General features: G+C 64.6%; 23 protein-coding genes. 12 read left to right on the forward strand and 11 right to left on the reverse strand.

Going from position 1 to position 21,986, the window contains the following annotated elements:
- The first annotated feature begins 27 nt into the window (after positions 1 to 27).
- Both L1F31_RS06085 and map read left to right on the forward strand, forming a co-directional pair.
- Complete coding sequence (locus L1F31_RS06085; RefSeq protein ID WP_265419758.1) at positions 28 to 594, forward strand: adenylate kinase; 567 nt, start codon at positions 28 to 30, stop codon at positions 592 to 594.
- Positions 591 to 1,427, forward strand: coding sequence for a type I methionyl aminopeptidase (gene map, locus L1F31_RS06090; RefSeq protein WP_265419759.1), 837 nt, complete (start codon positions 591 to 593; stop codon positions 1,425 to 1,427). The genes L1F31_RS06085 and map overlap by 4 nt, the downstream gene beginning before the upstream one ends.
- 9 nt (positions 1,428 to 1,436) lie before the next feature.
- Here the strand turns inward: map and L1F31_RS06095 are convergent, their stop codons facing one another.
- Entirely contained in the window at positions 1,437 to 1,676 is a 240-nt protein-coding gene (locus L1F31_RS06095; RefSeq protein ID WP_265419760.1) for a hypothetical protein, read from the reverse strand.
- A gap of 78 nt (positions 1,677 to 1,754) precedes the next feature.
- On the opposite strand from L1F31_RS06095, the gene L1F31_RS06100 reads away from it, so the two are divergent.
- Positions 1,755 to 2,639 carry a PaaX family transcriptional regulator gene (locus tag L1F31_RS06100; protein WP_265419761.1) on the forward strand — a complete coding sequence of 295 codons (885 nt, stop codon included), beginning with the start codon at positions 1,755 to 1,757 and terminating at the stop codon, positions 2,637 to 2,639.
- A 69-nt stretch (positions 2,640 to 2,708) separates the two neighbouring features.
- Here L1F31_RS06100 and L1F31_RS06105 read toward each other — a convergent pair whose 3' ends face one another.
- Positions 2,709 to 3,854 (reverse strand): MalY/PatB family protein, encoded by a 1,146-nt coding sequence (locus L1F31_RS06105; RefSeq protein ID WP_265419762.1) that lies wholly within the window; start codon positions 3,852 to 3,854, stop codon positions 2,709 to 2,711.
- Positions 3,855 to 4,344: 490 nt separating this feature from the next.
- Between L1F31_RS06105 and infA the strand changes: the two genes are divergently transcribed.
- From infA to rplQ, 6 genes are all read left to right on the forward strand, one after another.
- Positions 4,345 to 4,566 (forward strand): translation initiation factor IF-1, encoded by a 222-nt coding sequence (gene infA, locus L1F31_RS06110; protein ID WP_009379245.1) that lies wholly within the window; start codon positions 4,345 to 4,347, stop codon positions 4,564 to 4,566.
- Between the two features lie 61 nt (positions 4,567 to 4,627).
- Entirely contained in the window at positions 4,628 to 4,741 is a 114-nt protein-coding gene (gene rpmJ, locus L1F31_RS06115) for a 50S ribosomal protein L36 (protein ID WP_009884960.1), read from the forward strand.
- Between the two features lie 211 nt (positions 4,742 to 4,952).
- Positions 4,953 to 5,321, forward strand: coding sequence for a 30S ribosomal protein S13 (rpsM, locus tag L1F31_RS06120; RefSeq protein WP_025777905.1), 369 nt, complete (start codon positions 4,953 to 4,955; stop codon positions 5,319 to 5,321).
- Between the two features lie 54 nt (positions 5,322 to 5,375).
- A complete protein-coding gene (gene rpsK, locus L1F31_RS06125) occupies positions 5,376 to 5,780 on the forward strand; it encodes a 30S ribosomal protein S11 (protein WP_135537105.1) in 405 nt (134 codons plus the stop codon).
- A gap of 150 nt (positions 5,781 to 5,930) precedes the next feature.
- Positions 5,931 to 6,929, forward strand: a complete 999-nt coding sequence (locus tag L1F31_RS06130; RefSeq protein ID WP_212127438.1) for a DNA-directed RNA polymerase subunit alpha — start codon at positions 5,931 to 5,933, stop codon at positions 6,927 to 6,929.
- 23 nt (positions 6,930 to 6,952) lie between these two features.
- A complete protein-coding gene (gene rplQ / locus L1F31_RS06135) occupies positions 6,953 to 7,489 on the forward strand; it encodes a 50S ribosomal protein L17 (protein WP_265419763.1) in 537 nt (178 codons plus the stop codon).
- Positions 7,490 to 7,855: 366 nt separating this feature from the next.
- Here rplQ and putP read toward each other — a convergent pair whose 3' ends face one another.
- The 6 genes from putP to purU form a co-directional block, all read right to left on the reverse strand.
- On the reverse strand, positions 7,856 to 9,376 hold the full coding sequence (putP, locus tag L1F31_RS06140; protein ID WP_265419764.1) for a sodium/proline symporter PutP: 1,521 nt from the start codon (positions 9,374 to 9,376) through the stop codon (positions 7,856 to 7,858).
- Between the two features lie 233 nt (positions 9,377 to 9,609).
- Positions 9,610 to 10,872, reverse strand: coding sequence for a hypothetical protein (locus L1F31_RS06145; protein WP_265419765.1), 1,263 nt, complete (start codon positions 10,870 to 10,872; stop codon positions 9,610 to 9,612).
- On the reverse strand, positions 10,869 to 12,041 hold the full coding sequence (locus tag L1F31_RS06150) for a hypothetical protein (protein ID WP_265419766.1): 1,173 nt from the start codon (positions 12,039 to 12,041) through the stop codon (positions 10,869 to 10,871). The genes L1F31_RS06145 and L1F31_RS06150 overlap by 4 nt, the downstream gene beginning before the upstream one ends.
- Positions 12,038 to 12,460, reverse strand: a complete 423-nt coding sequence (locus L1F31_RS06155) for a hypothetical protein (RefSeq protein WP_265419767.1) — start codon at positions 12,458 to 12,460, stop codon at positions 12,038 to 12,040. Before L1F31_RS06155 ends, L1F31_RS06150 begins: the two co-directional genes overlap by 4 nt.
- Entirely contained in the window at positions 12,447 to 14,069 is a 1,623-nt protein-coding gene (locus tag L1F31_RS06160; RefSeq protein ID WP_265419768.1) for a phenylacetate--CoA ligase family protein, read from the reverse strand. Before L1F31_RS06160 ends, L1F31_RS06155 begins: the two co-directional genes overlap by 14 nt.
- Positions 14,070 to 14,236: 167 nt before the next feature.
- Positions 14,237 to 15,088, reverse strand: a complete 852-nt coding sequence (purU, locus tag L1F31_RS06165) for a formyltetrahydrofolate deformylase (protein WP_265419770.1) — start codon at positions 15,086 to 15,088, stop codon at positions 14,237 to 14,239.
- 316 nt (positions 15,089 to 15,404) lie between these two features.
- On the opposite strand from purU, the gene glyA reads away from it, so the two are divergent.
- Both glyA and L1F31_RS06175 read left to right on the forward strand, forming a co-directional pair.
- Entirely contained in the window at positions 15,405 to 16,679 is a 1,275-nt protein-coding gene (glyA, locus tag L1F31_RS06170; protein WP_265419771.1) for a serine hydroxymethyltransferase, read from the forward strand.
- Positions 16,679 to 17,569, forward strand: a complete 891-nt coding sequence (locus L1F31_RS06175) for a bifunctional methylenetetrahydrofolate dehydrogenase/methenyltetrahydrofolate cyclohydrolase (RefSeq protein ID WP_265419772.1) — start codon at positions 16,679 to 16,681, stop codon at positions 17,567 to 17,569. The genes glyA and L1F31_RS06175 overlap by 1 nt, the downstream gene beginning before the upstream one ends.
- Before the next feature lie 95 nt (positions 17,570 to 17,664).
- On the opposite strand, the gene L1F31_RS06180 is transcribed toward L1F31_RS06175, so the two are convergent.
- Positions 17,665 to 18,153 (reverse strand): GNAT family N-acetyltransferase, encoded by a 489-nt coding sequence (locus tag L1F31_RS06180; protein WP_265419774.1) that lies wholly within the window; start codon positions 18,151 to 18,153, stop codon positions 17,665 to 17,667.
- 86 nt (positions 18,154 to 18,239) lie between these two features.
- Here L1F31_RS06180 and L1F31_RS06185 point away from each other — a divergent pair, with 86 nt between their 5' ends.
- Positions 18,240 to 19,055: an exodeoxyribonuclease III gene (locus L1F31_RS06185; RefSeq protein WP_265419775.1), complete on the forward strand. Its 816-nt coding sequence runs from the start codon at positions 18,240 to 18,242 to the stop codon at positions 19,053 to 19,055.
- Positions 19,056 to 19,277: 222 nt separating this feature from the next.
- Here L1F31_RS06185 and L1F31_RS06190 read toward each other — a convergent pair whose 3' ends face one another.
- Both L1F31_RS06190 and L1F31_RS06195 read right to left on the reverse strand, forming a co-directional pair.
- Positions 19,278 to 19,514 (reverse strand): YbdD/YjiX family protein, encoded by a 237-nt coding sequence (locus tag L1F31_RS06190; protein ID WP_265419776.1) that lies wholly within the window; start codon positions 19,512 to 19,514, stop codon positions 19,278 to 19,280.
- Positions 19,511 to 21,733, reverse strand: a complete 2,223-nt coding sequence (locus L1F31_RS06195; protein ID WP_265419778.1) for a carbon starvation CstA family protein — start codon at positions 21,731 to 21,733, stop codon at positions 19,511 to 19,513. Before L1F31_RS06195 ends, L1F31_RS06190 begins: the two co-directional genes overlap by 4 nt.
- Positions 21,734 to 21,986 lie beyond the last annotated feature (253 nt).

The following is a 21,986-nucleotide window of genomic DNA, read 5'->3' on the forward strand; positions in this document are numbered from 1 at the left end:
AGCGGACTACCATTGGAAGGACACCTTATGAGTTCACGCATCATCCTGATCGGCCCTCCCGGCGCCGGCAAAGGCACCCAGGCCGCACGTCTGTCCGAGGCACTCGGTGTCCCGGCCATCTCCACCGGAGACATCTTCCGGGCGAACGTGAAGGGTGAGACCGAACTCGGGAAGCTCGCCAAACGCTATATGGACGCCGGCGAATATGTTCCCGACGAAGTCACGAACTCCATGGTCTCCGACCGACTGTCTCAGGCCGATGCCTCGGACGGCTTCCTGCTCGACGGCTACCCGCGCACCAGCGCCCAGGTGGACGAACTCGACCGGATGCTCGCTGCCGAGGACAAGGCGATCGAGCACGTCGTCGAGCTCACAGCCGACACCGACGAAGTCGTTGCCCGCCTGCTGGCTCGTGCACAGACCGAAGGCCGCAGCGATGACAGCGAAGACGTCATCCGCCACCGTCTCGACGTCTACGAAGAGCAGACCCAGCCGCTGACCGACATCTACCGCAGCCGCGGACTGCTGCGCCAGGTCGATGGTCTCGGCGAGGTCACCGAAATCACCGACCGCATCCTCTCAGCCATTCGATGATCTTCGGACCTCGGATCGAGCTGAAGACTCCCGCCGAGCTTCAGCTCATGCACCGGGCCGGGCAGCTGACACGCCGAGTGCTCTCAGCGGCCCGGTCCGCGGCAGTTCCCGGAGCCACCACCGCCGAGGTGGACGCCGCCGCCGAAGCCGTCATCGACTCCGCGGGCGCCCGCTCGAATTTCAAGGGCTACCAAGGATTCCCCGCGGTCGTGTGCATCTCCGTGAACGAGGAGATCGTCCACGGCATCCCCGGCAGCCGCGTCCTCGAGTCCGGCGATATCGTCTCGATCGACGGCGGGGCGATCGTCGAGGGCTTCCACGGAGATTCCGCGCTGACGATGATCGTCGGCGGTGACGAAGCCGGCACCGAGGCGGATCGCACACTGTCGACCGGCACCGAGGCGGCCATGTGGGCAGGCATCGCAGCATTCGCCACGGGCACGAAGGTCAGTGACATCGGCGACGCCATCGATGACTTCGTCACCGAGAACTACCCGCAGCTGGGCCTGGTCGAAGAATTCACCGGCCACGGCATCGGCACGTCCATGCACATGGCGCCCGAGGTGCTCAACTACCGGGCACGCTCGAACGGTCCGAAGATCAAACCGGGGATGTGCCTGGCGATCGAACCGATGCTCACCACCGGCGGTGCGGACACCCGCACCCTCGCCGATGACTGGACCGTCGTGACAGCGGACGGCTCTCGCGCGAGCCACTGGGAGCACAGCGTGGCCCGCCACGACGACGGCGTCTGGGTGCTGACCGCCGAGGATGGGGGAGCGACCGGGTTGGCGCCCTTCGGAATCACTCCCGTGCCACCGAAAGGCGCCTGAGGGGAGAGGTCAGGCCATCAGCGTCTGCTTCTTCAATGCGGCCTTCCCGACGAAGTAGACGGCGGCAAAGGTTCCCGACGTCGCCATGAGTGCGAGAGCGAACATCCACGTCGCCGTCTCGGCGATGGTGAACCCGGCCAATTGGAATGCGCAGAACGCGATGAAGGCGGTGATGGCGCCGGCCAGCAGACCCGATGTGCGGGACATCTGGTAGGCGCGCTGTTCGAGTGTGAACTTTTCGTCATCCATGTCGTGGCTCCTAGACGCATCGTTGCGATCTCGGTCCTGTCGGCACCGATCCTTGTGCCTTCACGGTAGGATCTGGCCATGACGAGTGTCTACGATGTCCCGAAACGTCGCACAGATGTGGGCGATCGCTATAGGATGACACGGGTCTCCTTCGACGTGATCTCCGCGTTCGGCTGTCTGCAGGCCAGCGGGCTTCCCGGCCCGGTCATCGTCAGCATCTTGAGCGAACACGGCTATTCGCCCTCGAGCGTGCACAACCAGCTCGTGCGGATGGTCCACCGAGGGATCCTGCGCAGCGAGCGGGTCGGTCGTGTGTCCATGTACCGGCTGAGCGAACACATCCTCGCAGGCTTCACCGACATCGCGGGCGATCACGTCTTCCCCGACTACGAAGGTCGCCTCCATACGATCGTCTATTCGGTGCCTGAGGCCTCACGGGGACTGCGGGACCGCCTGCAGTACATCGCGCGGAGTCTCGGCTACGGGCAGCTGCGCCCGGGAATCCTCGTGGGCTTCGCCGACCATACAGCGCAGCTGAATGCGCGTCTGCCCGAGGTCGCCGATCCCAGCTGGTATGAGACTGCCGCCCTGACCCCAGCATCGGTCGAGGCGGCGCGCAGGATGACATTCCGGGCCTTCGAGCTTGGCACCGCGCTGGCACAGCTGCCGCCGTTGGACGAGCGGATGAATGCACTGAGCGCGAACGGATCGGCACCGGGCACCGGATGCGTGGGACTGAGCCTGAGCAGCTTCTTCGATCTGTACTTCGACGTCGCCCGGGAAGTGATGGCCCACCCACTGCTGCCCGAAGTCCTCGTCGAGGGCACACAGCCGGCAGTGCGGTTTCGAGAGCTCATGAATCAGTGCAACCTCGAGTACTACCTCAGGTTCGATCAGCTGATCCTCGAATGCGCGGGATCGAGCTCGTCCTACGACCTCATCGAATGGCTGCCGCAGCGGTGACCTGTGCCAGGGTCCCACGCTGAAGTGGTCCCCGTCCCGAGGAGTCACCGGCCGCAGAGCTTGAGAGCCTCAGAGTATCCGAGCGATCCTCTCAACCGCCTCGATGAGGAGCGGGCGGGGGAGGGCGAAGTTGAACCGGATGTGCCCAGCCCCGACCTCACCGCACAGCCGGCCCTCGGTGACGGCCACCTCGGCGCGGGAATTGATCGTGTCGGCCAGCCCTGACTCGAGGCCGTATCCGCGCAGATCCAGCCATGCCAGGTAGGTGCCCTCCGGTTGGAGGTAAGCGGCATTGGGCAGCAGGGAGGTGACGAGATCGGTGAACTGGTCGCGGTTGCCTTTGAGGTAGCCGTTGACCTCGTCGAGCCAATCGCGGGACTGGGAATATGCGGCGGTGGTCGCCAGAATCCCCGGGTTCGATGCCGCGCCGGATACGAACTGGCCCTTCTGCTTCCACACTTTTCGGTCTGCGGGGGAGGTCAGCAGCAGCTGAGCGCACTTGAGCCCGGGGATGTTGAAGGCCTTCGATGCGGCGGTCGCTGTCGCGGTGTGGGCGGCGGTCGCCTCGGTGAGGGTGGCGTAGGGAACGTGCCGGGCGGGGTCGTAGACGACCGGGGCGTGGATCTCATCGGAGAACACGCGCGCACCTGCCGCCTCGACCACCTCGGCGAGTGCCAGCAGTTCGTCTTCGGTGTAGACCTTGCCGATGGGGTTGTGCGGATTGCACAGGACGAAGGTCGCGCCGGGAGTGAGGGCGGCGGCGACGGCGTCGAGGTCGAGGGACCAGCCGGTCTCCGACCGCAGCATCGGCACCTCGATGAGCCGGCGGCCGGTCACCCGTGCGACGTCGAAGAACGGCATGTACGCCGGAGTCGGCAGCACGATCGGAGTGTCGGCGGGGGTGAGATGGGTGAGCACCCCGAGAAAGGCGGCGAGGACGTCGCTGGCCGGTTCGATGTGGTCGACGGGGATCTGCCATCCGTAGCGGTCAGCGCAGAATTCGGAGGTCGCCGTCTTGAGGTCGGAGACGAGATCGGCAGGGGCGTAGCCATAGAGGTCGCGCTCGTCGATCGTCTGCAGGGCCTGGCGCACCGCGGGGGCCACGCCGAAGTCCATCTCAGCGATGAAGGCGCCGATCGAACCGGGGAAGGACGACCATTTGCGTCCGCCCTTCGTGATGAGGGATTCCTGCGTGATGGCGTCGAACTCGGTCAACGTCGTTCTCCTCTGCTGGACGATTCGGTGGTGCCGGACAGGCGAGCACCTGCAGGTGCTCGCCTCGGCTGGGCTTCTCACGCTAGCAGGAGCATCAGATATGCGGGGAGCGGCCCGACGCGGACGGTCATAAGGCGTCCTCCCAGCAGGAACAGCCGGACTTCAGAGGGTCCTGCGGCCCGCGCAGCACGACACAGATGCGACCGAGGCGACCGATCGAAGCGCGGATTCCTGGATCGCGAACGGAATTGTAAGGGACTTCACGCGCAGAAGCGAACACCATGTGGAAGAATCTTCGCTCGTAGTGTAGGGTTGTGGATTGGTCTGTTCTCACTCAACTCACCCATTTTCAGATGTGGACGGCTTCTGCCATCCACGTCTTTTCTGTGGCGATGAGAGCGACGGACCGAGGGGTCATCGGCATTGAGTCGGTGATACACGATTACGTCGAACGCGATGGTTTCGCGGGAATACGAGGTTAGCGAGCGATATGGCCAAAAAAGAAGGGGTCATTGAGATCGAAGGGACTGTTGTCGAGGCTCTGCCGAACGCATCGTTTCGGGTTGAGCTGAGCAATGGCCACAAGGTGCTGGCACACATCTCCGGAAAGATGCGTCAGCACTATATCCGCATTCTTCCCGAGGACCGGGTCATCGTGGAGCTGTCTCCATACGATCTCTCGCGCGGACGAATCGTTTACCGCTACAAGTAAGGATCTTCGATCATTCGCGTCTTGCCCTCGAGCAGAGCAAGGACCGAAAGAAGGAATAACGATGAAGGTTAAGCCCAGCGTCAAGAAGATCTGCGAGAACTGCCAGATTACCCGCCGTCACGGCCGGGTCATCGTCATCTGCTCCAACCCGCGCCACAAGCAGCGCCAGGGTTGAGCAGCTCGTTCTGAGCAGATCGAAGCTCCGCTGAGGAGCTTCAGCAGCACCACACCCGCGCAAACCTCGCCATCTGCGCCCGGACCCGGAAGTGAGAGCTTCTCGAGGGACGAGGCGCAGGACGATACCTCCGGTCGGGGGCCGGAGACCCTGGGGAACCAGGGACAGGTTTGCATCAGCACCTCCGAAACAACAACAGGAGACAGTACCTATGGCACGACTTGCCGGAGTCGACATCCCGCGTGAAAAGCGCGTGGAAGTCGCCTTGACTTACATCTATGGTGTGGGCCGCACCCGTGCGCGCCAGACCCTGACCGAAACGGGAATCAGCCCTGATACCCGTGTGAAGGACTTGAGCGACGCGGAGCTCGTCCAGCTGCGTGACTACATCGAGGGCACATTCCAGGTTGAGGGTGACCTCCGTCGTGAGGTGGCCGCCGATATCCGCCGCAAGGTCGAAATCGGAAGCTATGAAGGCCTGCGTCACCGCCGCGGTCTCCCGGTTCGCGGACAGCGGACCAAGACGAATGCGCGTACCCGCAAGGGCCCCAAGCGCACCGTGGCCGGTAAGAAGAAGTAACTCGCTCACCTCCGGTCGGCTCTAGCCGACCACCTCGATCAGGAGTAGGAATCTATGCCTCCCAAGTCACGCGCCGCTACAGTGCGCAAGCCTCGCCGCAAGCTGAAGAAGAATATCGTTGCCGGCCAGGCTCACATCAAATCAACCTTCAACAACACCATCGTCTCGATCACCGATCCGAGCGGTGCTGTCATCTCCTGGGCCTCCTCAGGTGAGGTCGGCTTCAAGGGTTCGCGCAAGTCGACCCCGTACGCCGCACAGATGGCTGCCGAATCGGCTGCTCGTCGCGCGCAGGAACACGGCCTGAAGAAGGTCGACGTGTTCGTCAAGGGACCCGGCTCGGGCCGCGAGACCGCGATCCGTTCGCTGCAGGCTGCAGGCCTGGAACTGGGCACCATTCAGGATGTCACCCCGGTTCCGTTCAATGGCTGCCGTCCCCCGAAGCGCCGCCGCGGCTGATCCTTCCGTGGAACTGCAACGGATGACGGGTGAGAGCCCGCCATCGGTCGCAGAACGGATTCCCAGATAACCCGAACCGTTCTTCATGGCTCATGCCATGACGTGCAGTGCGAACGTCATATAGCGGATGTTCGCTGAAAGGAAGCCCACGTGCTCATTGCACAGCGCCCAACGCTCACGGAAGAAGTCGTCTCCGATAACCGCTCACGGTTCGCCATCGAACCGCTCGAGCCCGGATTCGGCTACACCCTCGGCAACTCGCTTCGTCGGACCCTGCTGTCGTCGATTCCCGGTGCCGCCGTCACCTCCATCCGGATCGACGGAGTTCTCCACGAGTTCAGCACCGTTCCGGGAGTCAAGGAGGATGTCACTGAGTTCATCCTCAACTTGAAGTCCCTGGTCGTGTCGTCGGAATTCGACGAACCGGTCGTCGCCTACCTGCGCAAGCAGGGCCCTGGCACTGTGACCGCTGCCGATGTCTCTGCTCCTGCCGGGGTCGAGATCCACAATCCGGACCTGCACATCGCCACGCTGAATGGTGAGGGTCGTCTGGATATGGAACTGACCATCGAACGCGGACGCGGATACGTTTCGAGCGCTCAGAACAAGAACGCGGATGCAGAGATCGGCCGGATCCCGGTCGATTCGATCTACTCCCCGGTTCTCAAGGTCACCTACAAGGTCGAAGCCACGCGTGTCGAACAGCGCACTGACTTCGACCGTCTGGTCCTCGACGTCGAAACCAAGCCCTCGATGACCCCGCGCGACGCAATCGCGTCTGCGGGCAAGACGCTGGTCGAACTCTTCGGCCTCGCTCGAGAGCTCAACGTCGAAGCCGAAGGCATCGAGATCGGACCCTCGCCTGTGGACGCAGCACTGGCTGCTGACCTGGCGCTGGCCATCGAAGACCTCGACCTGACCGTGCGCTCCTACAACTGCCTCAAGCGCGAAGGCATCCACACCGTCGGTGAGCTCGTTGCACGCAGCGAAGCCGACCTCATGGATATCCGCAACTTTGGTTCGAAGTCGATCGACGAGGTCAAGGCGAAGCTCAACGAGCTCGGCCTGAGCCTCAAGGACAGTCCTGCCGGATTCGATTCCGGTCTCGTTGATGAGGACCAGTCCTACGTCGAAGACGAACAGTACTGATTAAGACCTAGGAGTAACTCACAATGCCAACCCCAACCAAGGGTCCCCGCCTCGGCGGATCGCCCACACACGAGCGCCTGATGCTCAACAACATGGCCGCCCAGCTGTTCGAGCACAAGCAGATCACCACCACCGTGACCAAGGCCAAGCGCCTGCGTCCGGTTGCCGAGCGGATGATCACGAACGCCAAGAAGGGTGACCTTGCCGCACGTCGTCGCGTGCTCGGCCAGATCACCGACAAGTCGGTCGTGCACGAGCTCTTCACCTCGATCGCCGAGGCCATGGCCGAGCGTCCCGGTGGCTACACCCGCATCACGAAGATCGGTCCCCGTCCCGGCGACAACGCCCCGATGGCCGTCATCGAACTGGTCCTCGAGCCCTACTCGCCGAAGCAGGCAACAGTGAAGGAAGCCGAACAGGCGACCGCCGCTGCTGCTCCTGCCGAGGAAGAGGCTCCGGCAGAGGTCGTCGAGACTGAAGAGGTCGTCGACGAAGCTCCGGCTGAGGCTTCCGAGGAAGCAGCTGTCGAGGCTGACGCCGAGGCTGCCGAGGACAAGTAAGCTCCTCTTCCGTCCGGCGGCTCCGTGCAGACGGAGCCCCGGTCGAACATTTCAGGCGGGCACCCGATATGGGTGCCCGCCTGAAGTGTATTCACGGCATGCCGATGCGACGCTGGTCCGCGGGCGTAGCCGGCCGCCTCGGCGCCGATCATCGCATTGCGAACTATTCATCGGTTTCGAACCCGATGATCAGTACGCAGAGTGATGTCTGCGCGGACGAAACCTGATGAGGACGACGAAACCTGATGACGATTCACCGACCGACACAGCGAAGGCCGGAGCATCATTGTGCTCCGGCCTTCGAGACCGTGTTCAACTGCTGGCGTCAGCAGGGACAACGGCGCATTGCGGTCACTGCGCCTGCGCTCACTTCACTCGCGACAGTTCCACCGACTCGTCGAACTCCCGGTCGGATTCCTCATCGTGCTTGTAGGTGAGCTTGCTGACGACGACAGCGACGATGAGGTTGATGGCGAAGCCGGGGATGATCTCGTAGATCGCGTCGGTCAGCGGTGTGCTCACCTGTCCCCATACGAAGGCGACGATCGCGCCGGACAGCAGCCCGAACAGGGCGCCCCAATTGCTCAGGCGCTTCCAGAACAGGGTGAGGAGCACGATCGGTCCGAACGAGGCTCCGAAGCCCGCCCACGCGAAGGCGACCAGGTCGAGGATGCTGTTCGACGGAGAGATCGCGAGCACCACGGCGATGATCGCGACGACGAGGACGCCGAGTCGGCCGAGGAGCACATAGGTCTTGTCGTGCAGCGTGCGCGTCGACCCGGCGCGCAGAGCGACGATCTTGAACAGGTCCTCGATGAGCGCCGAGGATGTGACGACGAGCTGCGAGGAGATCGTCGACATGATCGCGGCCAACACTGCGGCCAGCACGAGCCCGGCGATGAAGGGGTGGAAGAGGATCTGCGCAAGATCGAGGAACACGGTCTCGGGATCGGCCGGCTCCATTCCCGCGTGCTGGGAGAAGTAGGAGATGCCGACGATGGCGGTGGCCACGGCACCGAGCGCCGAGATGCCCATCCAGCCGACTCCGATGCGGCGTGCGACGGTGGCGTCAGCGGGGGCGCGCAGTGCCATGAAGCGCACGATGATGTGCGGCTGGCCGAAGTAGCCCAACCCCCAAGCGAGGGCGGAGACGATGGAGGTGATCGTGGCGAAGGTCCAGAAGCCATCCGACCCCAGCAGGCTGAGCAGGCCCGGGTCGATCTCCGAGACGTTGCGGATCACCGTCGCGGGCCCGCCCGCGTTGATGACTGCGACGATCGGCACGGCGACGAGGGCCGCGAACATGAGCAGGCCCTGAGCCACGTCCGTCAGCGTCGCGCCGAGGAACCCGCCGAAGAGCGTGTAGAGCATGGTTATCGCGGCGACGAGTAGCATCCCGCCGAGGTAGTTGAGACCGAAGCTCGATTCGAAGAACTTGCCGGCGGCGACCATGCCCGAGGAGACGTAGAAGGTGAAGAACACGAGGATGATGACGCCGCAGACGATCCGCAGCAGACGGGTGCGGTCCTTCAGCCTCTGTTCGAAGAAGCTGGGGATGGTGATCGAATCGCCGGCCTTCTCGGTGAAGGCGCGCAAGCGCGGGGCCACGAGCTTCCAGTTGACCCAGGCACCGATCGTCAGACCGATGGCGATCCAGGCTTCGATGAGACCGGAGACGTAGATCGCCCCGGGCAGTCCCATGAGCAGCCATCCGGACATATCGGATGCGCCGGCGCTCAGTGCCGCGACACTGGGGCGCAGCCCGCGTCCGGCGAGCATGTAGTCACCGAGGTTGTTCTTGGTCCGGCGATAGGCGAACCACCCGATCGCCAGCATCCCGACGAAGTAGAGGACGATTGCGATCGTACGGAAAGTGGTTTCCGTCATTTGAGCTCAGCTCCTTTAATAGGCCGGAGCGACCTTACAACACAAGTGGTGCGTGGTGTGAATTCGCTGGGGATCCGCTTGGCGCGAGACTACACCCTCGGTACGGCGCACCGATACGATCCGGCCGAATCGCAATGCTTTGGTGACCCTCGCCGAGGCGGGGTGATCGTCGGATTCGATCGCAGGGAATCACTGCACCAACCTCCGGGAAGCGTCAAACCCCAACGCTGGGATCAGCGGAGGGGCGTGTGCGGACCCGAATCGGGGGACAGGCGCGCAGAGCGCGGCACCGCGGTCGCTGATCGTCCGACGGTGAACGCGGCGATCGGGCGATCGATGACGGGCTCGGTCCCGTCTTCTGCACCGGCCTCTTCTGCACCGGCCTCTGCCGAACGGGGTGTTCGCTCACGCAGATAGGCTCGAGCCCTGCTGCGGGTGTCCGGGCTGTCCTTGATCTCCGAATGCACATCGACGCGCAGACCGAATCGGTCGAGAACCAGCCAGATCCGCAGGAGCAGCCTGCCGAGCGTGACTTCGTCGGCGGGTGTGAGCCCTCGATCACCGGCGACAGCGAGGAGCACATGGTGAGGGCGGCGTCGCGGGGAGGCTTCCTCACGTGCGGCCGACTGCTGCCCTGCTGGTCTCTCACCGCTGCGGCCCCCGACCGGCACGTCTGGGGCACGCAATCGGCCCAGCAGCGCAGCCGGTGCCAGGACCGCGGCCGTTGCGGCGGTGATCCACGGGTGCAGCTTCGGCCGATCGAGAAGCGCTGCTGCGCGAGCTGCGAGCCGTGGTATCCGCAGGCACTCGGCGTTGAGGCCGTCTCGGCGATAGCGCGGATCCGATTCGTCGAACCGCAGCCAGTGCAGGGTCTCAGCGAAGACGGCCGAGTCGCCGTAGGAATGGAGACCTGCTCGCCGTGCCCAACCTCGCCACAGCTGATCGGGCACCTCCACCAGCCTCACGGGTGCCCCGGACAGTGCTTCGCGACAGCACGTGAGCGCCTCGGTGAACTCCGTGTCCGCCGGATCCAGCCGACCGCGGTCGACCTGTCGGTGACGGAGGTCGGCGACGGTGAACCGGGGCCAAGCACCCGTGCGTTCCGGCGTGCTCCGTCCAAGGGCCGCCGACGCCTCCGAATCGGGTTCCGCAGTCTCCGAGCCGGACCCAGCAGCCGCCGCGTCGATCGGACGCAGGCGCAGACGGATCGTCAACGCCGGACCACGACCGCGGACGGTGAGGGATTCGACGGCCACCCCCGCCTCGGCGGCGGCGATGGACAGCGACTCCACCCAGCATCCCATGCTCAGGTGGAGGTCTTCGCTGCGCGGATCCCCGTGCGGCAGGGTGCGGGCAGGGTCGACGGCCACGAGCACCTCGGCGGCGGTGGCAGCACAGCTGAGGATCTCGGGCAGCCAGGGCTGCGCATTGTGTGCCGACGGGGCGGATCCGGCGGTCACGATCAGGGACTCGATGAGGGCACGGTCGACGCTCATCGGGCCTCCTCCGTGGGCTGTGCCGCGATCGGCATTCCTCGGTCGACGAAGATCAGCCTGTGCAGTCGCCTTCCGCCGGAGCGTTCGAACACGGCCGCCGAGGCGGGATTGTCCTCAGCGATGAAGGTCACGCGCAGCCGACGATAGCTGCCGGCGATGAGCGCTGAGTTCAGTGCGCGGATGGCCAGACTCAGCAGGCCCGAGCCCTGGTGGACCGGGTCGGTGCCCTGGATGATGAGCACGGCGTCGCGGAGCCTGGGGCGTGTCAGCAGCAGTTCGGTGATCGCCGCCGGTCCGAGTCGCCCGCCGTGGCGGCGCAGCACCGGAGCGGGGTCCGGGATGACGAGGACGAAGCACCGAGGCGGCGCATCGTCGGGATCGTCGGCTCCCACGATGTCGATGATGAGGTCGGGATCCATCAGGGCTGAGAGCCCCTGCATCTGGGCGCGCAGCTGTTCAGCGCTGATCTGTGTGTAGTAGGGCAGGTCGGCGAACGCGGCATTGAGCGTCGGCAGCAGCCGATCAGCGAATCCGCGCAGGCCGAACCGGGAGACGCGTCGTCGACGCAGACCATGCCGGTGCCACTCTGCGTCGGTGACCGCCGTTGCCCGCGCTGCGGGGATAGTGCCGACCGGCACTTCCCAGGTATGCGCAGGACCCCACGGGGCGAAGCCGGCAGCGGCGAATGCCGGCCAGTGGAACCCCGGATTCCAGGCGGTGTCGAAGAAACCGGGCGACGGGTCGGCGTCAGTGAGCAGCCCGCCCGTGACATTGGGCAGGGGTGAGACCGGTCCGAATATCCGTGGTGCCTCCAGCCGCTCGGCACGCTCGATGAGGAAGTCGATCACGGTCTCGAGCGCAGTGGCGTCAGAGGCTTCGAGCGCACCGAAGAACAGCGGCGGCGGACCATCGCGGGTGTCACCGAGTCGCTTCGCAAGGGCAGGGGAGCGGTGGCACATGACGCGGGCTGCGGTGCGCCCGGCGGCATCGTCGAACAGCCACAGCTCCACTGGTTGGTCGAACCAGCCGCGCCCGGTGAACCACTGCCGGATGTCCGAGGCGAAGAGCGGGACGTAGTGCTCGTCCTCCCCGCGCCGACGTGCCAGCCGGGGTGCCAGCTCGATGAACTCTGTGAGTTCGGCGCGGCTGCCGACGCGACGAGGCCTCATTCCGTGCTGAGCTTCGTGAAAGCGTCGATCATTCCCAACCTGCCGTCCTCGGCCCGGTACTCACCGTTCGTGTATCCCCATTCTTCGGCAGTGAGGATGCGGATGAACCCTCCTCGGGCCGGTGAGTCCTCGCCGGAGCCGACGAGCCATGTCATGATCTCGCGGTGTTCGGGGGTGCGCGCATACCGCATGAGATCGTCGCGGGTGGCGAAGGCGACGATGAGGCCGATCCGGTCGGGGAACTCATAATAGCTGCGGTGCCACAGATATCCGGTGGAGCGTTTGAGCCCGGCAGCCACGCGCGGCCACCGCCGCAGCTGTCCGATCATGGCCAATGGATTGCGATACCGGTTCGCACCGAGGAAGAACACCTCCGCGCGCCCCTGCGGCGGAGCCAGTGAGAAATCATTCGATCGCATCGTCGTCCTCCTGAGTCTTCTCGACGTAGACGTTCTTGATCTTCGTATGCGTCGCTGCGAAGGGACCGGTGGAGAAGTCGTGGATCTCGATCTGGATCTCGGCGGTGGTGGGGTCCTCCTCCATGCTCTGTGCGAAGTCGCGGGAGACCGAGGCCAGATGCTCCAGCACGCCTTTCTGGATGGTGGCCGCCAGCTCCGCCCGCGCGGTGACGCCCATATCCGGGGCCCGGTCACGCAGCTGGATGTGCAGTGCGGGACGCTGTTCGTGACCGGAGACTTCGCGCAGTTCGATGCGGAAGGACTCGATGAGATGCGCCTGCGGGTTGTCGCGGTAGAGCCCGTTCTCGATGTCGAGGGGGTAGATGTTGGCGCCCATGTACGAGATCGTCGAATCCGACCGCCCGAACAGCAGCACGAACGGCAGCTTCATCCCGTTCCCGGCGAACGCCGCCGAGCAGGCTCGGGCGAGGTCGGGGTGGGCGCGGGTGAGCTCGACCATGGTGGGGAAGTCGATGAGGGTGGCTTCGTCGCCGATGTTGTAGCGCAGCCGGGGACTCATCACGGAGGCCGAATTGATCGTGACGACCAGCTCCCCTTCCGACGTGGTCTCAAGGTAGGTCTCCAAGGGGTTGTATTGGAAGACCATCGGCACCCGGGACTCGTCGGGGCCGAGCACATCGGCCCGGAAGTCGAGGTCGTGGGCCAGGGCTCGGCGAATGACGACGGAGAGGTCGGATTCCCCTGCCATGCCGATCGTCAGGTCGCTGGCGCCGTAGCCGGAGTACACCTTGCCGAACCGCGCTTCGAGGTAGTCGCGCAGCCCTTCGGTCATCGCCTCCCCGCCGACGAAGCCGTTGATCCGGTAGTCGGCCCAGACCTCGGGCTCGGTGTCCATGCGGTCGACGAGATGTTTGAGGAACGGCGGATAGGCGCTGATGAGGTAGGTGTGCCCGGGACCGAAGTGACGCATCGTGTCAAGGATCTTCTCGAGATCCGGGCCCGTGTTCTTCACCATCGCGACCTTGGCCATCGCCAGCCCGGTGTTCGTCCCCGTCGCCCACGCCCCCATCGAGAAGGCGTTGATGCAGAACAGATCCCTGTCGTCGAAGAGCATCGTCACATAGCCGGCGACGTTGCGGTGGACGGTGTCGAGTTCCTTCTTCGACCGCATCCAGTTGAACGGGGTGCCAGACGATCCCGAGGATTCGTCGACGACGGTGCCGATCCGCTCGATCTGTCCGCCCCAGCACCGGTGCTCTTCGCTGTAGCGCCGGACGAAATCGTCCTTCGACGTCGGTGTGTAGGCCTCGAGGTCCCACCACCGGAATTCGAATCCGGTCCGTGCGAGGTAGTCCTGGTACGCGGGGACGTCGAGGGAGGCCTGCTGGCAGATCATCCACGCGTTGAGCTTCGCGAAGGGTTCGAGGCCCGGGCTGTAGTGCCGTGCGGTGAAACGCCAGATCGCCGGATGCGCCCGGTAGGCGCCGTATGCGGCGGTGAGGCCGAAATTCGCCAGACGCAGCACGGCCTGTCTGGCCAGATTGATCGACCCGCGGGGGATGGGCAGGCGGCGGAGATCGGGTTCAGGTGTGAGCGGGGTCTCTCTCATGCTCCGAGACTAACTCAGCAGTCCGACCCGTTGGGAGGAACGAGGGCAGTTGTGTCAGAACCGCATCATCAGCGAACGCAGATGACCGCAGACCCGCGCCGGGGCCGACCGGATCCCGCCGAGGCGGGGCGTCGACGGACCGATGAGACCGTCACCGAGGTGGGTCTTCAGTTGAAGACGACAGTGCGGTGTCCGTCCATGAGGACCCGTCCCTGGGCGTGCCAGGCGACCGCGCGAGCGAGCACCGAGGCTTCGACGTCCTGCCCGCGCTGGACGAAGTCGGCGATCGCACGAGAGTGGTCGACGCGGGCGACGTCCTGTTCGATGATCGGGCCCTCGTCGAGATCGCTGGTGACGTAGTGGGCGGTGGCACCGATGATCTTCACTCCGCGCGCATGCGCCTGGTGATAGGGCTTCGCACCCTTGAAACTGGGCAGGAACGAGTGGTGGATGTTGATGACGCGGCCTTCGAGGCGGTCGCAGAGATCGGGGGAGAGGATCTGCATGTACCGAGCCAGCACGATGAGTTCGACGTCGAGCTCATCGACGAGGGCGGTCAGCCGTGCCTCGGCTTCGGGCTTCGTGTCCTTGGTGATCGGAACATGATGGAAGGTGTGGCCATGGAACTCCGCCAGGGAGCGCAGATCATCATGGTTGCCGACGACTCCTGCGATGTCGATCGGCAGCTGTCCCGACGAATGCTGGAACAGCAGAGTGTTGAGGCAGTGCGCGGCCTTCGAGACGAGGATGAGGGTTCTGGTTCTCTTCTCCGCCGGCTGCAGGGTCACGGTCATCGCGAACCGGTCGGCCACCTCGGCGAGGTCGGATTCGAGGTCACCGGCGGTGACCTCGGCGGAGGTGGAGAACTGCAGGCGCAGGAAGAACTGCCGGGAATCGGGGGAGGAGAACTGCTGCGATTCGGTGATGTTTCCCCCGCGCCCTGCGAGCACTCCAGTCACGGCGTGGACGACGCCGGTCGCATCTGGGCAGGTGACTCTCAGGATCCATTCGCGGTTCATGGTCTCGATCCTAAACTGCAGGACGGCTGCGCAGGGAATCGGCGTCGGCAGAGCGTGAATGCGCGGGCGTGCGCGGCGATGATTCGGGACCGTCCGGGGCCGGCGTTCGGGACCGTCAGGGGCACTCGAAAGGGACCGTCAGGCTTCGGCGTTCGCGACCGTGAGGTTTCGGTGTTCGCGACTGTCGGAGGCCGGTGTTCGGATGTCGGTCGCGGCAAGTGGCGGCGTGGGGCTCGCTGTTAGCATGGTCTGCGGGGACTGCGGCGGCTCCTCGCCCTGTTCTGCCCCTCATATCGGATGCCACAGGAGAGTACTCATGACCGAAAACTCGATGCAGGCCTCGCTTGCAGACATCGATCCGCAGATCGCTGAGGTTCTCGACCTCGAGCTGGGACGCCAGCGTTCGACTCTCGAGATGATCGCCTCGGAGAATTTCGTCCCCCGCGCTGTGCTCGAAGCACAGGGTTCGGTGCTGACGAACAAGTACGCTGAGGGGTATCCCGGAAAGCGCTACTACGGCGGCTGCGAATTCGTCGATGTCGCCGAGAACCTCGCCATCGATCGGGCCAAGAGCCTCTTCGGCGCGGAATACGCCAACGTCCAGCCCCACTCGGGAGCCTCGGCCAATGCTGCGGTGATGCACGCTCTGGCCCGTCAGGGCGACAAGATGCTCGGACTGTCTCTGGCCCACGGCGGTCACCTCACCCACGGCATGAAGATCAACTTCTCCGGTCGGCTCTACGATGTCGCCTCCTACGAGGTCGACCCCGACACCTACCGCATCGATATGGACAAGGTGCGGGAGAAGGCCCTCGAGCACCGGCCGCAGGTCATCGTCGCCGGTTGGTCCGCCTACCCGCGTCAGCTCGACTTCCAGGCCTTCCGCGAGATCGCCGATGAAGTCGACGCGAAGCTGTGGGTCGACATGGCGCACTTCGCCGGACTCGTCGCCGCTGATCTGCATCCGAACCCTGTGCCGTTCGCCGATGTGGTGTCCTCGACCGTGCACAAGACGATCGGCGGTCCCCGTTCCGGTTTCATCCTCGGCAAGGAGGAGTTCGGCAAGAAGCTCAATTCCGCCGTGTTCCCCGGCCAGCAGGGCGGACCGCTCATGCACGTCATCGCCGCAAAGGCAGTGGCCTTCAAACTCGCCGCCTCGGCCGAGTTCAAGGAGCGTCAGGAACGCACAGTGCGTGGAGCACAGATCCTCGCCGAGCGTCTGCTCGCCGATGACGTCGCGAAGGCCGGAGCGACAGTGCTCACCGGCGGCACCGATGTGCACCTGGTGCTCGTCGACCTGCGCAACTCCGCCCTCGACGGGCAGCAGGCCGAAGACGTCCTCCACGAGGTCGGCATCACCGTCAACCGCAACGCCGTGCCGTTCGACCCCCGCCCACCGATGGTGACCTCGGGTCTGCGCATCGGCACCCCGGCCCTGGCTACCCGTGGATTCGGAGACAAGGAATTCACCGAGGTCGCCGATGTCATCGCCGAGGCGCTCAAGCCCGGAGCCGACGTCGAGACGCTGGCCGCCCGCGTGAAGAAGCTCAGCGATGAGTTCCCCCTCTATGAAGGACTGGAACAGTACTGATGGGCGCTCAGATCCTCGACGGCAGGGCCTGCGCGAAGCAGATCAAGGACGAACTCACCGAAGCCGTGGCAGAACTGGCGAAGTCCGGCATCGTCCCCGGACTCGGCACCGTACTGGTCGGGGAGGACCCCGGTTCGAAGTGGTACGTCGCCGGTAAGCACCGGGACTGCGCCGAGGTCGGAATCCACTCGATCCGTCGCGACCTGCCCGAGACCGTGAGCCAGGAGGAGCTGCTGGCCGTCATCGATGAGCTCAACCACGATGATGACTGCACCGGCTACATCGTCCAGCTGCCGCTTCCTGCACATATCGACACCGATACGATCCTCGAGGCGATCGACCCGGCCAAGGATGCCGACGGACTGCATCCGACGAACCTCGGCCGGCTCATGCTCAACGTCAACTCGGAGATCACGACCCCGCTGCCGTGCACTCCGCGCGGTGTCATCGAGCTGATCAGCCGCAACGGCATCGAGTTGGCCGGCAAACACGTCGTCGTCATCGGCCGTGGGGTGACCGTCGGCCGTTCGATCGGGTCCCTGCTGACCAGGCGTGAGCACAATGCGACGGTGACGCTGACGCACACCGGCACACGCAACCTCGACGAGCTGCTGGCTCAGGCCGATGTCATCGTCGCGGCCGCAGGTGCCGCGCGCATCGTCAAGGCCGAGGCGGTCAAGCGCGGGGCGATCGTCCTCGACGTCGGGGTCTCACGGGAGGAAGACCCGGAGACGGGGAAGTCGAAGATCGTCGGGGATGTGGATCCGGGAGTCGCCGACGTGGCGTCTTGGGTGTCGCCGAATCCGGGAGGTGTGGGGCCGATGACGAGGGCCCTGCTGCTCAAGAACGTCGTCGACACCGCCCAGCGCGCCGCGGCAACCCCCAACTGAAATTCCCCCTATTACTACCTGACGGCGCCCCAGCAACCTCTCGAGAGGTTGCTGGGGCGCCGTCAGGTAGTTTTTGCGGGTGTGGGGGGAGGAGGTCAGTCCTCGCCGAGCTTGAGTTCGAAGAAGACCCGCGGGTTGCCGGCACCGGCATAGTCTTCGATGAGCTCACCGCTGAAGCCCAATGACGAGTGGAATGAGATCGCACCCGAGGACTCGGGCATCGTCGTCGCCTGGATCGACGACACTCCGAGATTGCGGGCATGATCGATGAAGTGCTGGTAGAGGTGACGACCGATGCCCTGATGGCGGAAGTCGGTGCGCGCAGCGACCAGGTGGATGTAGGCCGGGCCGTCGTGCGGAATGACGCCGAGCAGATAGCCGACGATCTCCGAACGGTAGCGGGCCACCAAGCCGGATGTGACGAACTGGCGGAACCAGTACGCGTCATGGTCACCGCTGAGGTCGCGGTCTCCCCAGAAGTTCTTCTGAGCGCCGAGGAGGAATTCTCGCATCTCACGGGCGTCGACTTCGTCGAGCGGACTGATGCTCAGCTGCTCGGTCTCGATGGTTTCGTCAACGGCCATTGCGCCTCCTGAAGTATTCGTTCTTTCCCTCACTCTATAACGCCCTGTCCCGGAAGAGTAGTGCGCTCCATGTCATCATAGATCACATGATTCGGATTGCTTCAGTCAACGTCAACGGAGTCCGCGCAGCATGGCGAAAGGGGATGCCCACCTGGGTCGATACAGCGAAACCCGACTTCATCACCCTGCAGGAAGTGCGGGCCGCAAACGATATCGCCCACGGTGTCCTGGCCGACACCGGATACACCACGATCAGCCATGATGCCGAAGCCAAAGGCCGTGCGGGAGTGGCCGTGATGGCCCGTACGCAGCCCGAAGCTGTTCGCGAAGGACTCGGCGACGACGGCTACTTCGACCGTGCCGGACGGTGGGTGGAGACCGACTACCGACTGGGCGACGGTTCGCTGCTCACCCTGGTCTCCGCCTATGTCCATTCCGGGGAGGTCGACACCCCGAAGCAGGAGGACAAATACCGTTTCCTCGACCGCATGACCGAGCGGATGCCGGCGCTGGCGAAAGCCTCGGACCATGTGCTCGTCACCGGTGACCTCAATGTCTGCCACACCGAACGGGACCTGAAGAATTGGAAGGCCAACCGGAAGAAGGCGGGCTTCCTGCCTGAGGAGCGCGCCTACTTCGACGGCTTCTTCGGTGAGGTGGGCTATGTCGACGTGCACCGCAAGCTCAGCGGGGACATCGACGGCCCTTACACCTGGTGGTCGATGCGCGGAAAGGCCTTCGACAACGACACCGGCTGGCGCATCGACTATCAGATGGCGACTCCCGCACTCGCCGAGGCAGCGGTCCAGGCGACCGTGGACAAGGCGGACAGCTGGGCCGAACGATGGTCCGACCACGCCCCTCTCGTCATCGACTACGATCTGCCGGCCGCGAAGGCCTGACTGCAGGCAGATACTCACCGAGGCGGCTCACCGAGATCTGAGCACCGACGGAGGTGCCGAGCCGGTTCCGTGACAGGCAGGACCGTGCAGGTCCGTAACAGGCAGGCCCCGCAACAGACGAAGAGCCCGGGTGCCCAGGACATATGTCCTGGGCACCCGGGCTCTTCGTCGGCTGGCCGCCGCTCAGCGGCGGCGCTTCAGAGTCGCTGAGGTTTCAGCGTCTCAGCAGCATCGCGCCTTGGGGTTGCGGTCCTGCTCATCGGTGAGATCGCGCCAGAACGCCTTCTCCTCCATCGCTCCTTCGCGGGTGCCGTGACGGCGCTCGTAGGATTCGATGTAGTGGAGGTAGGCGTTCTCGCCCATGATCTCCTTGAGGTACCAGTGCAGCCCGGCGACGCCTCGGCGCAGGGACCCCCAGGGATCGCTGGCGATGCGGCTGAGCGGATGCGCGGTGCTCATTCCTTCTGCCTTCCTGCGTTGTGCTCGTCCCACTGAGCCTGCAGCTCACGTTCGTGCTTGCGGGCGATGAGACCGGCCGGGGCGAACATCTTCGTTTCGGTGTAGGGCTCTTCCGATGTCGGCAGCGACCCCTTCTTCACGGCTTCGATGGACTTCCAGACTGCCATGACGACGACCATCGCGACAAGGAGCGCGAAGACGATCGACAGGGTGCCCTGGACGAAGGTGTTGCGCACGACGGCGCTCATCGCCGCGACGCCCTCGGTGTTGCCCAACGAGGTCTCTCCGGCTGCCAGCGCGTCCTTGTAGGCGAAGTGCTGAGCCCAGTATCCGAGCTTCGGGTCGGAGGAGAAGATCTTCTGCCACGAGGCGACCATGGTCACCAGCAGGTCCCAGACGAGTGGGATTCCGGGGATCCACGCCCATTTGGCCAAGCCCATCTTGCACACGATGGCGAAGATGACGGCCAGAGCGATCGCCGCCAGCAGCTGGTTCGAGATGCCGAACAGCGGGAACAGAGTGTTGATGCCGCCGAGGGGGTCGGTGACACCCATGAGCAGGATCGATCCCCACGCGGCGACCATGATCGCGGTCGTCAGCCAGGCTCCCGGCGTCCACGAGGGGTCCCGGAAGCGCTTGGAGAAGTTGCCGAGTGCATCGGAGAGCATGAACCGGGCCACACGGGTTCCGGCATCGATCGTGGTCAGGATGAACAGAGCCTCGAACATCACGGCGAAGTGGTACCAGAACGACATCCAGGCGGGTCCGCCGAAGACGTTGTGGAGGATGTGCGCCATGCCCATGGCCAGGGTCGGGGCACCGCCGGTGCGGGAGACGATGCTCTCCTCACCGACGTCCTTGGCCGCCTGATCGAGCACCTCGGGACTCGTCTCGACTCCGGACATGCCCAGGGAGTTGTTGATGAAGTCCGAGGCTCCCTGCACGGTTCCGCCGGTGAGCGGTTCGGCGGCGTTCATCGCGAAGTACAGTCCCTTGTCGAGGCAGATCGCGGCGACAAGAGCCATGATCGCGACGAAGGATTCCATGAGCATTCCGCCGTAGCCGATGAGACGGGCCTGCGTCTCCTTCTCCATGAGCTTCGGGGTGGTGCCCGACGAGATGAGGGCGTGAAAGCCCGATAACGCCCCGCAGGCGATCGTGATGAAGAGGAACGGGAACAGCGCACCGGCGAATGCGGGTCCGGCGGTGTTGAAGGCGAACTCGGTGAGAGCCGGCATCTGCACGGTCGGGTTGACGATGAGGATGCCCACGGCCAGCAGCACGATCGTGCCGATCTTCATGAACGTCGACAGGTAGTCGCGCGGGGCCAGCAGCACCCACACCGGCAGAACTGCGGCGAGGAAGCCGTAGATCATCAGGCACCAGGCAAGTGTCACCTTGTCGAGGTGGAAGACCTCGGACCAGAACGGCGAGTTGTGGACCCAGCCGCCGGCGATGATCGCGATGACGAGCAGGACGATGCCGATGACCGAGGTCTCGATGACCTTGCCGGGACGCAGGTAGCGCATGTAGATGCCCATGAACACGGCGATCGGGATGGTCATGGCGATGGAGAACACGCCCCACGGGCTTTCGGCCAGGGCGTTGATGATGACGACGCCGAGGACGGCGATGAGGATGACCATGATGAGGATGATGCCGATGGAGGCGATGATCCCGCCGGTGCGGCCGAGCTCGTCACGGGTCATCTGTCCCAGGGAGCGGCCGTTGCGGCGCATGGAGAAGAACAGCACCATGTAGTCCTGGACGCCGCCGGCGAGGATGACGCCGAAGACGATCCACAGGGTGCCGGGCAGGTAGCCCATCTGTGCGGCGAGGATCGGTCCCACCAGCGGGCCGGCACCGGAAATCGCAGCGAAGTGGTGGCCGAACAGGACCCGGCGATCGGTCGGCGCGAAGTCGCGGCCGTTGTCGTTGAGCTCCGCCGGGGTGGCTCGCTTCGGGTCGGGACGGCAGATCTTCCACTCGATGAGCTTCGCGTAGAAGCGGAAGCCGATGAGGTAGCTGCCGACGGCGGCGGCGACGAACCAGCTGGCCGACAGCTCCTCACCTCGTACGAACGCGATCATCGACCAGCCAGCGCCGGCGATGAGGGCGATGGCCACCCAGAGTATGATCTTCGCCGGCGTCCAGCGTGGCTTTTCGACCACGGCGACCGGCGGAAGGTCGTCCCCGGTCTTGACGTATTCGACCGACATGGTCCTCCTCCTTGAGAGATGTCTGCGCATCATTGAGTTGTCTGCATGATCGTTCTCCTGCCGCCACCGTCCGGTTATTGACCGAGAGATGTGAGGCACCTTGAGAAATCATGTGATCTGCACAGTCACTATACCGTTGGTCTGCGCCGTTGAGTGCCATCGGTCACGTTGCGAATCGGCGGTGCCGCACCGTGTGGACCCATCGTGTGGGCGGGTCATGTGCCATGGCAGGTCCCGTTGCGGCACGCACGCC

Source organism: Brevibacterium spongiae (assembly GCF_026168515.1).
GTDB lineage: Bacteria > Actinomycetota > Actinomycetes > Actinomycetales > Brevibacteriaceae > Brevibacterium > Brevibacterium spongiae.

Bases quoted from the DNA above. Each gene is read 5' to 3' on its own strand.
- L1F31_RS06160 (WP_265419768.1), bottom strand. From the start codon at position 14,069: ATGAGAGAGACCCCGCTCACACCTGAACCCGATCTCCGCCGCCTGCCC.
- rpmJ (WP_009884960.1), top strand. From the start codon at position 4,628: ATGAAGGTTAAGCCCAGCGTCAAGAAGATCTGCGAGAACTGCCAGATT.
- L1F31_RS06150 (WP_265419766.1), bottom strand. From the start codon at position 12,041: ATGAGGCCTCGTCGCGTCGGCAGCCGCGCCGAACTCACAGAGTTCATC.
- L1F31_RS06155 (WP_265419767.1), bottom strand. From the start codon at position 12,460: ATGCGATCGAATGATTTCTCACTGGCTCCGCCGCAGGGGCGCGCGGAG.
- map (WP_265419759.1), top strand. From the start codon at position 591: ATGATCTTCGGACCTCGGATCGAGCTGAAGACTCCCGCCGAGCTTCAG.
- L1F31_RS06175 (WP_265419772.1), top strand. From the start codon at position 16,679: ATGGGCGCTCAGATCCTCGACGGCAGGGCCTGCGCGAAGCAGATCAAG.
- L1F31_RS06180 (WP_265419774.1), bottom strand. From the start codon at position 18,153: ATGGCCGTTGACGAAACCATCGAGACCGAGCAGCTGAGCATCAGTCCG.
- glyA (WP_265419771.1), top strand. From the start codon at position 15,405: ATGACCGAAAACTCGATGCAGGCCTCGCTTGCAGACATCGATCCGCAG.
- L1F31_RS06100 (WP_265419761.1), top strand. From the start codon at position 1,755: ATGACGAGTGTCTACGATGTCCCGAAACGTCGCACAGATGTGGGCGAT.
- putP (WP_265419764.1), bottom strand. From the start codon at position 9,376: ATGACGGAAACCACTTTCCGTACGATCGCAATCGTCCTCTACTTCGTC.
- L1F31_RS06185 (WP_265419775.1), top strand. From the start codon at position 18,240: ATGATTCGGATTGCTTCAGTCAACGTCAACGGAGTCCGCGCAGCATGG.
- L1F31_RS06145 (WP_265419765.1), bottom strand. From the start codon at position 10,872: ATGAGCGTCGACCGTGCCCTCATCGAGTCCCTGATCGTGACCGCCGGA.
- L1F31_RS06085 (WP_265419758.1), top strand. From the start codon at position 28: ATGAGTTCACGCATCATCCTGATCGGCCCTCCCGGCGCCGGCAAAGGC.
- L1F31_RS06195 (WP_265419778.1), bottom strand. From the start codon at position 21,733: ATGTCGGTCGAATACGTCAAGACCGGGGACGACCTTCCGCCGGTCGCC.
- L1F31_RS06095 (WP_265419760.1), bottom strand. From the start codon at position 1,676: ATGGATGACGAAAAGTTCACACTCGAACAGCGCGCCTACCAGATGTCC.
- rpsM (WP_025777905.1), top strand. From the start codon at position 4,953: ATGGCACGACTTGCCGGAGTCGACATCCCGCGTGAAAAGCGCGTGGAA.
- purU (WP_265419770.1), bottom strand. From the start codon at position 15,088: ATGAACCGCGAATGGATCCTGAGAGTCACCTGCCCAGATGCGACCGGC.
- infA (WP_009379245.1), top strand. From the start codon at position 4,345: ATGGCCAAAAAAGAAGGGGTCATTGAGATCGAAGGGACTGTTGTCGAG.
- rplQ (WP_265419763.1), top strand. From the start codon at position 6,953: ATGCCAACCCCAACCAAGGGTCCCCGCCTCGGCGGATCGCCCACACAC.
- rpsK (WP_135537105.1), top strand. From the start codon at position 5,376: ATGCCTCCCAAGTCACGCGCCGCTACAGTGCGCAAGCCTCGCCGCAAG.
- L1F31_RS06190 (WP_265419776.1), bottom strand. From the start codon at position 19,514: ATGAGCACCGCGCATCCGCTCAGCCGCATCGCCAGCGATCCCTGGGGG.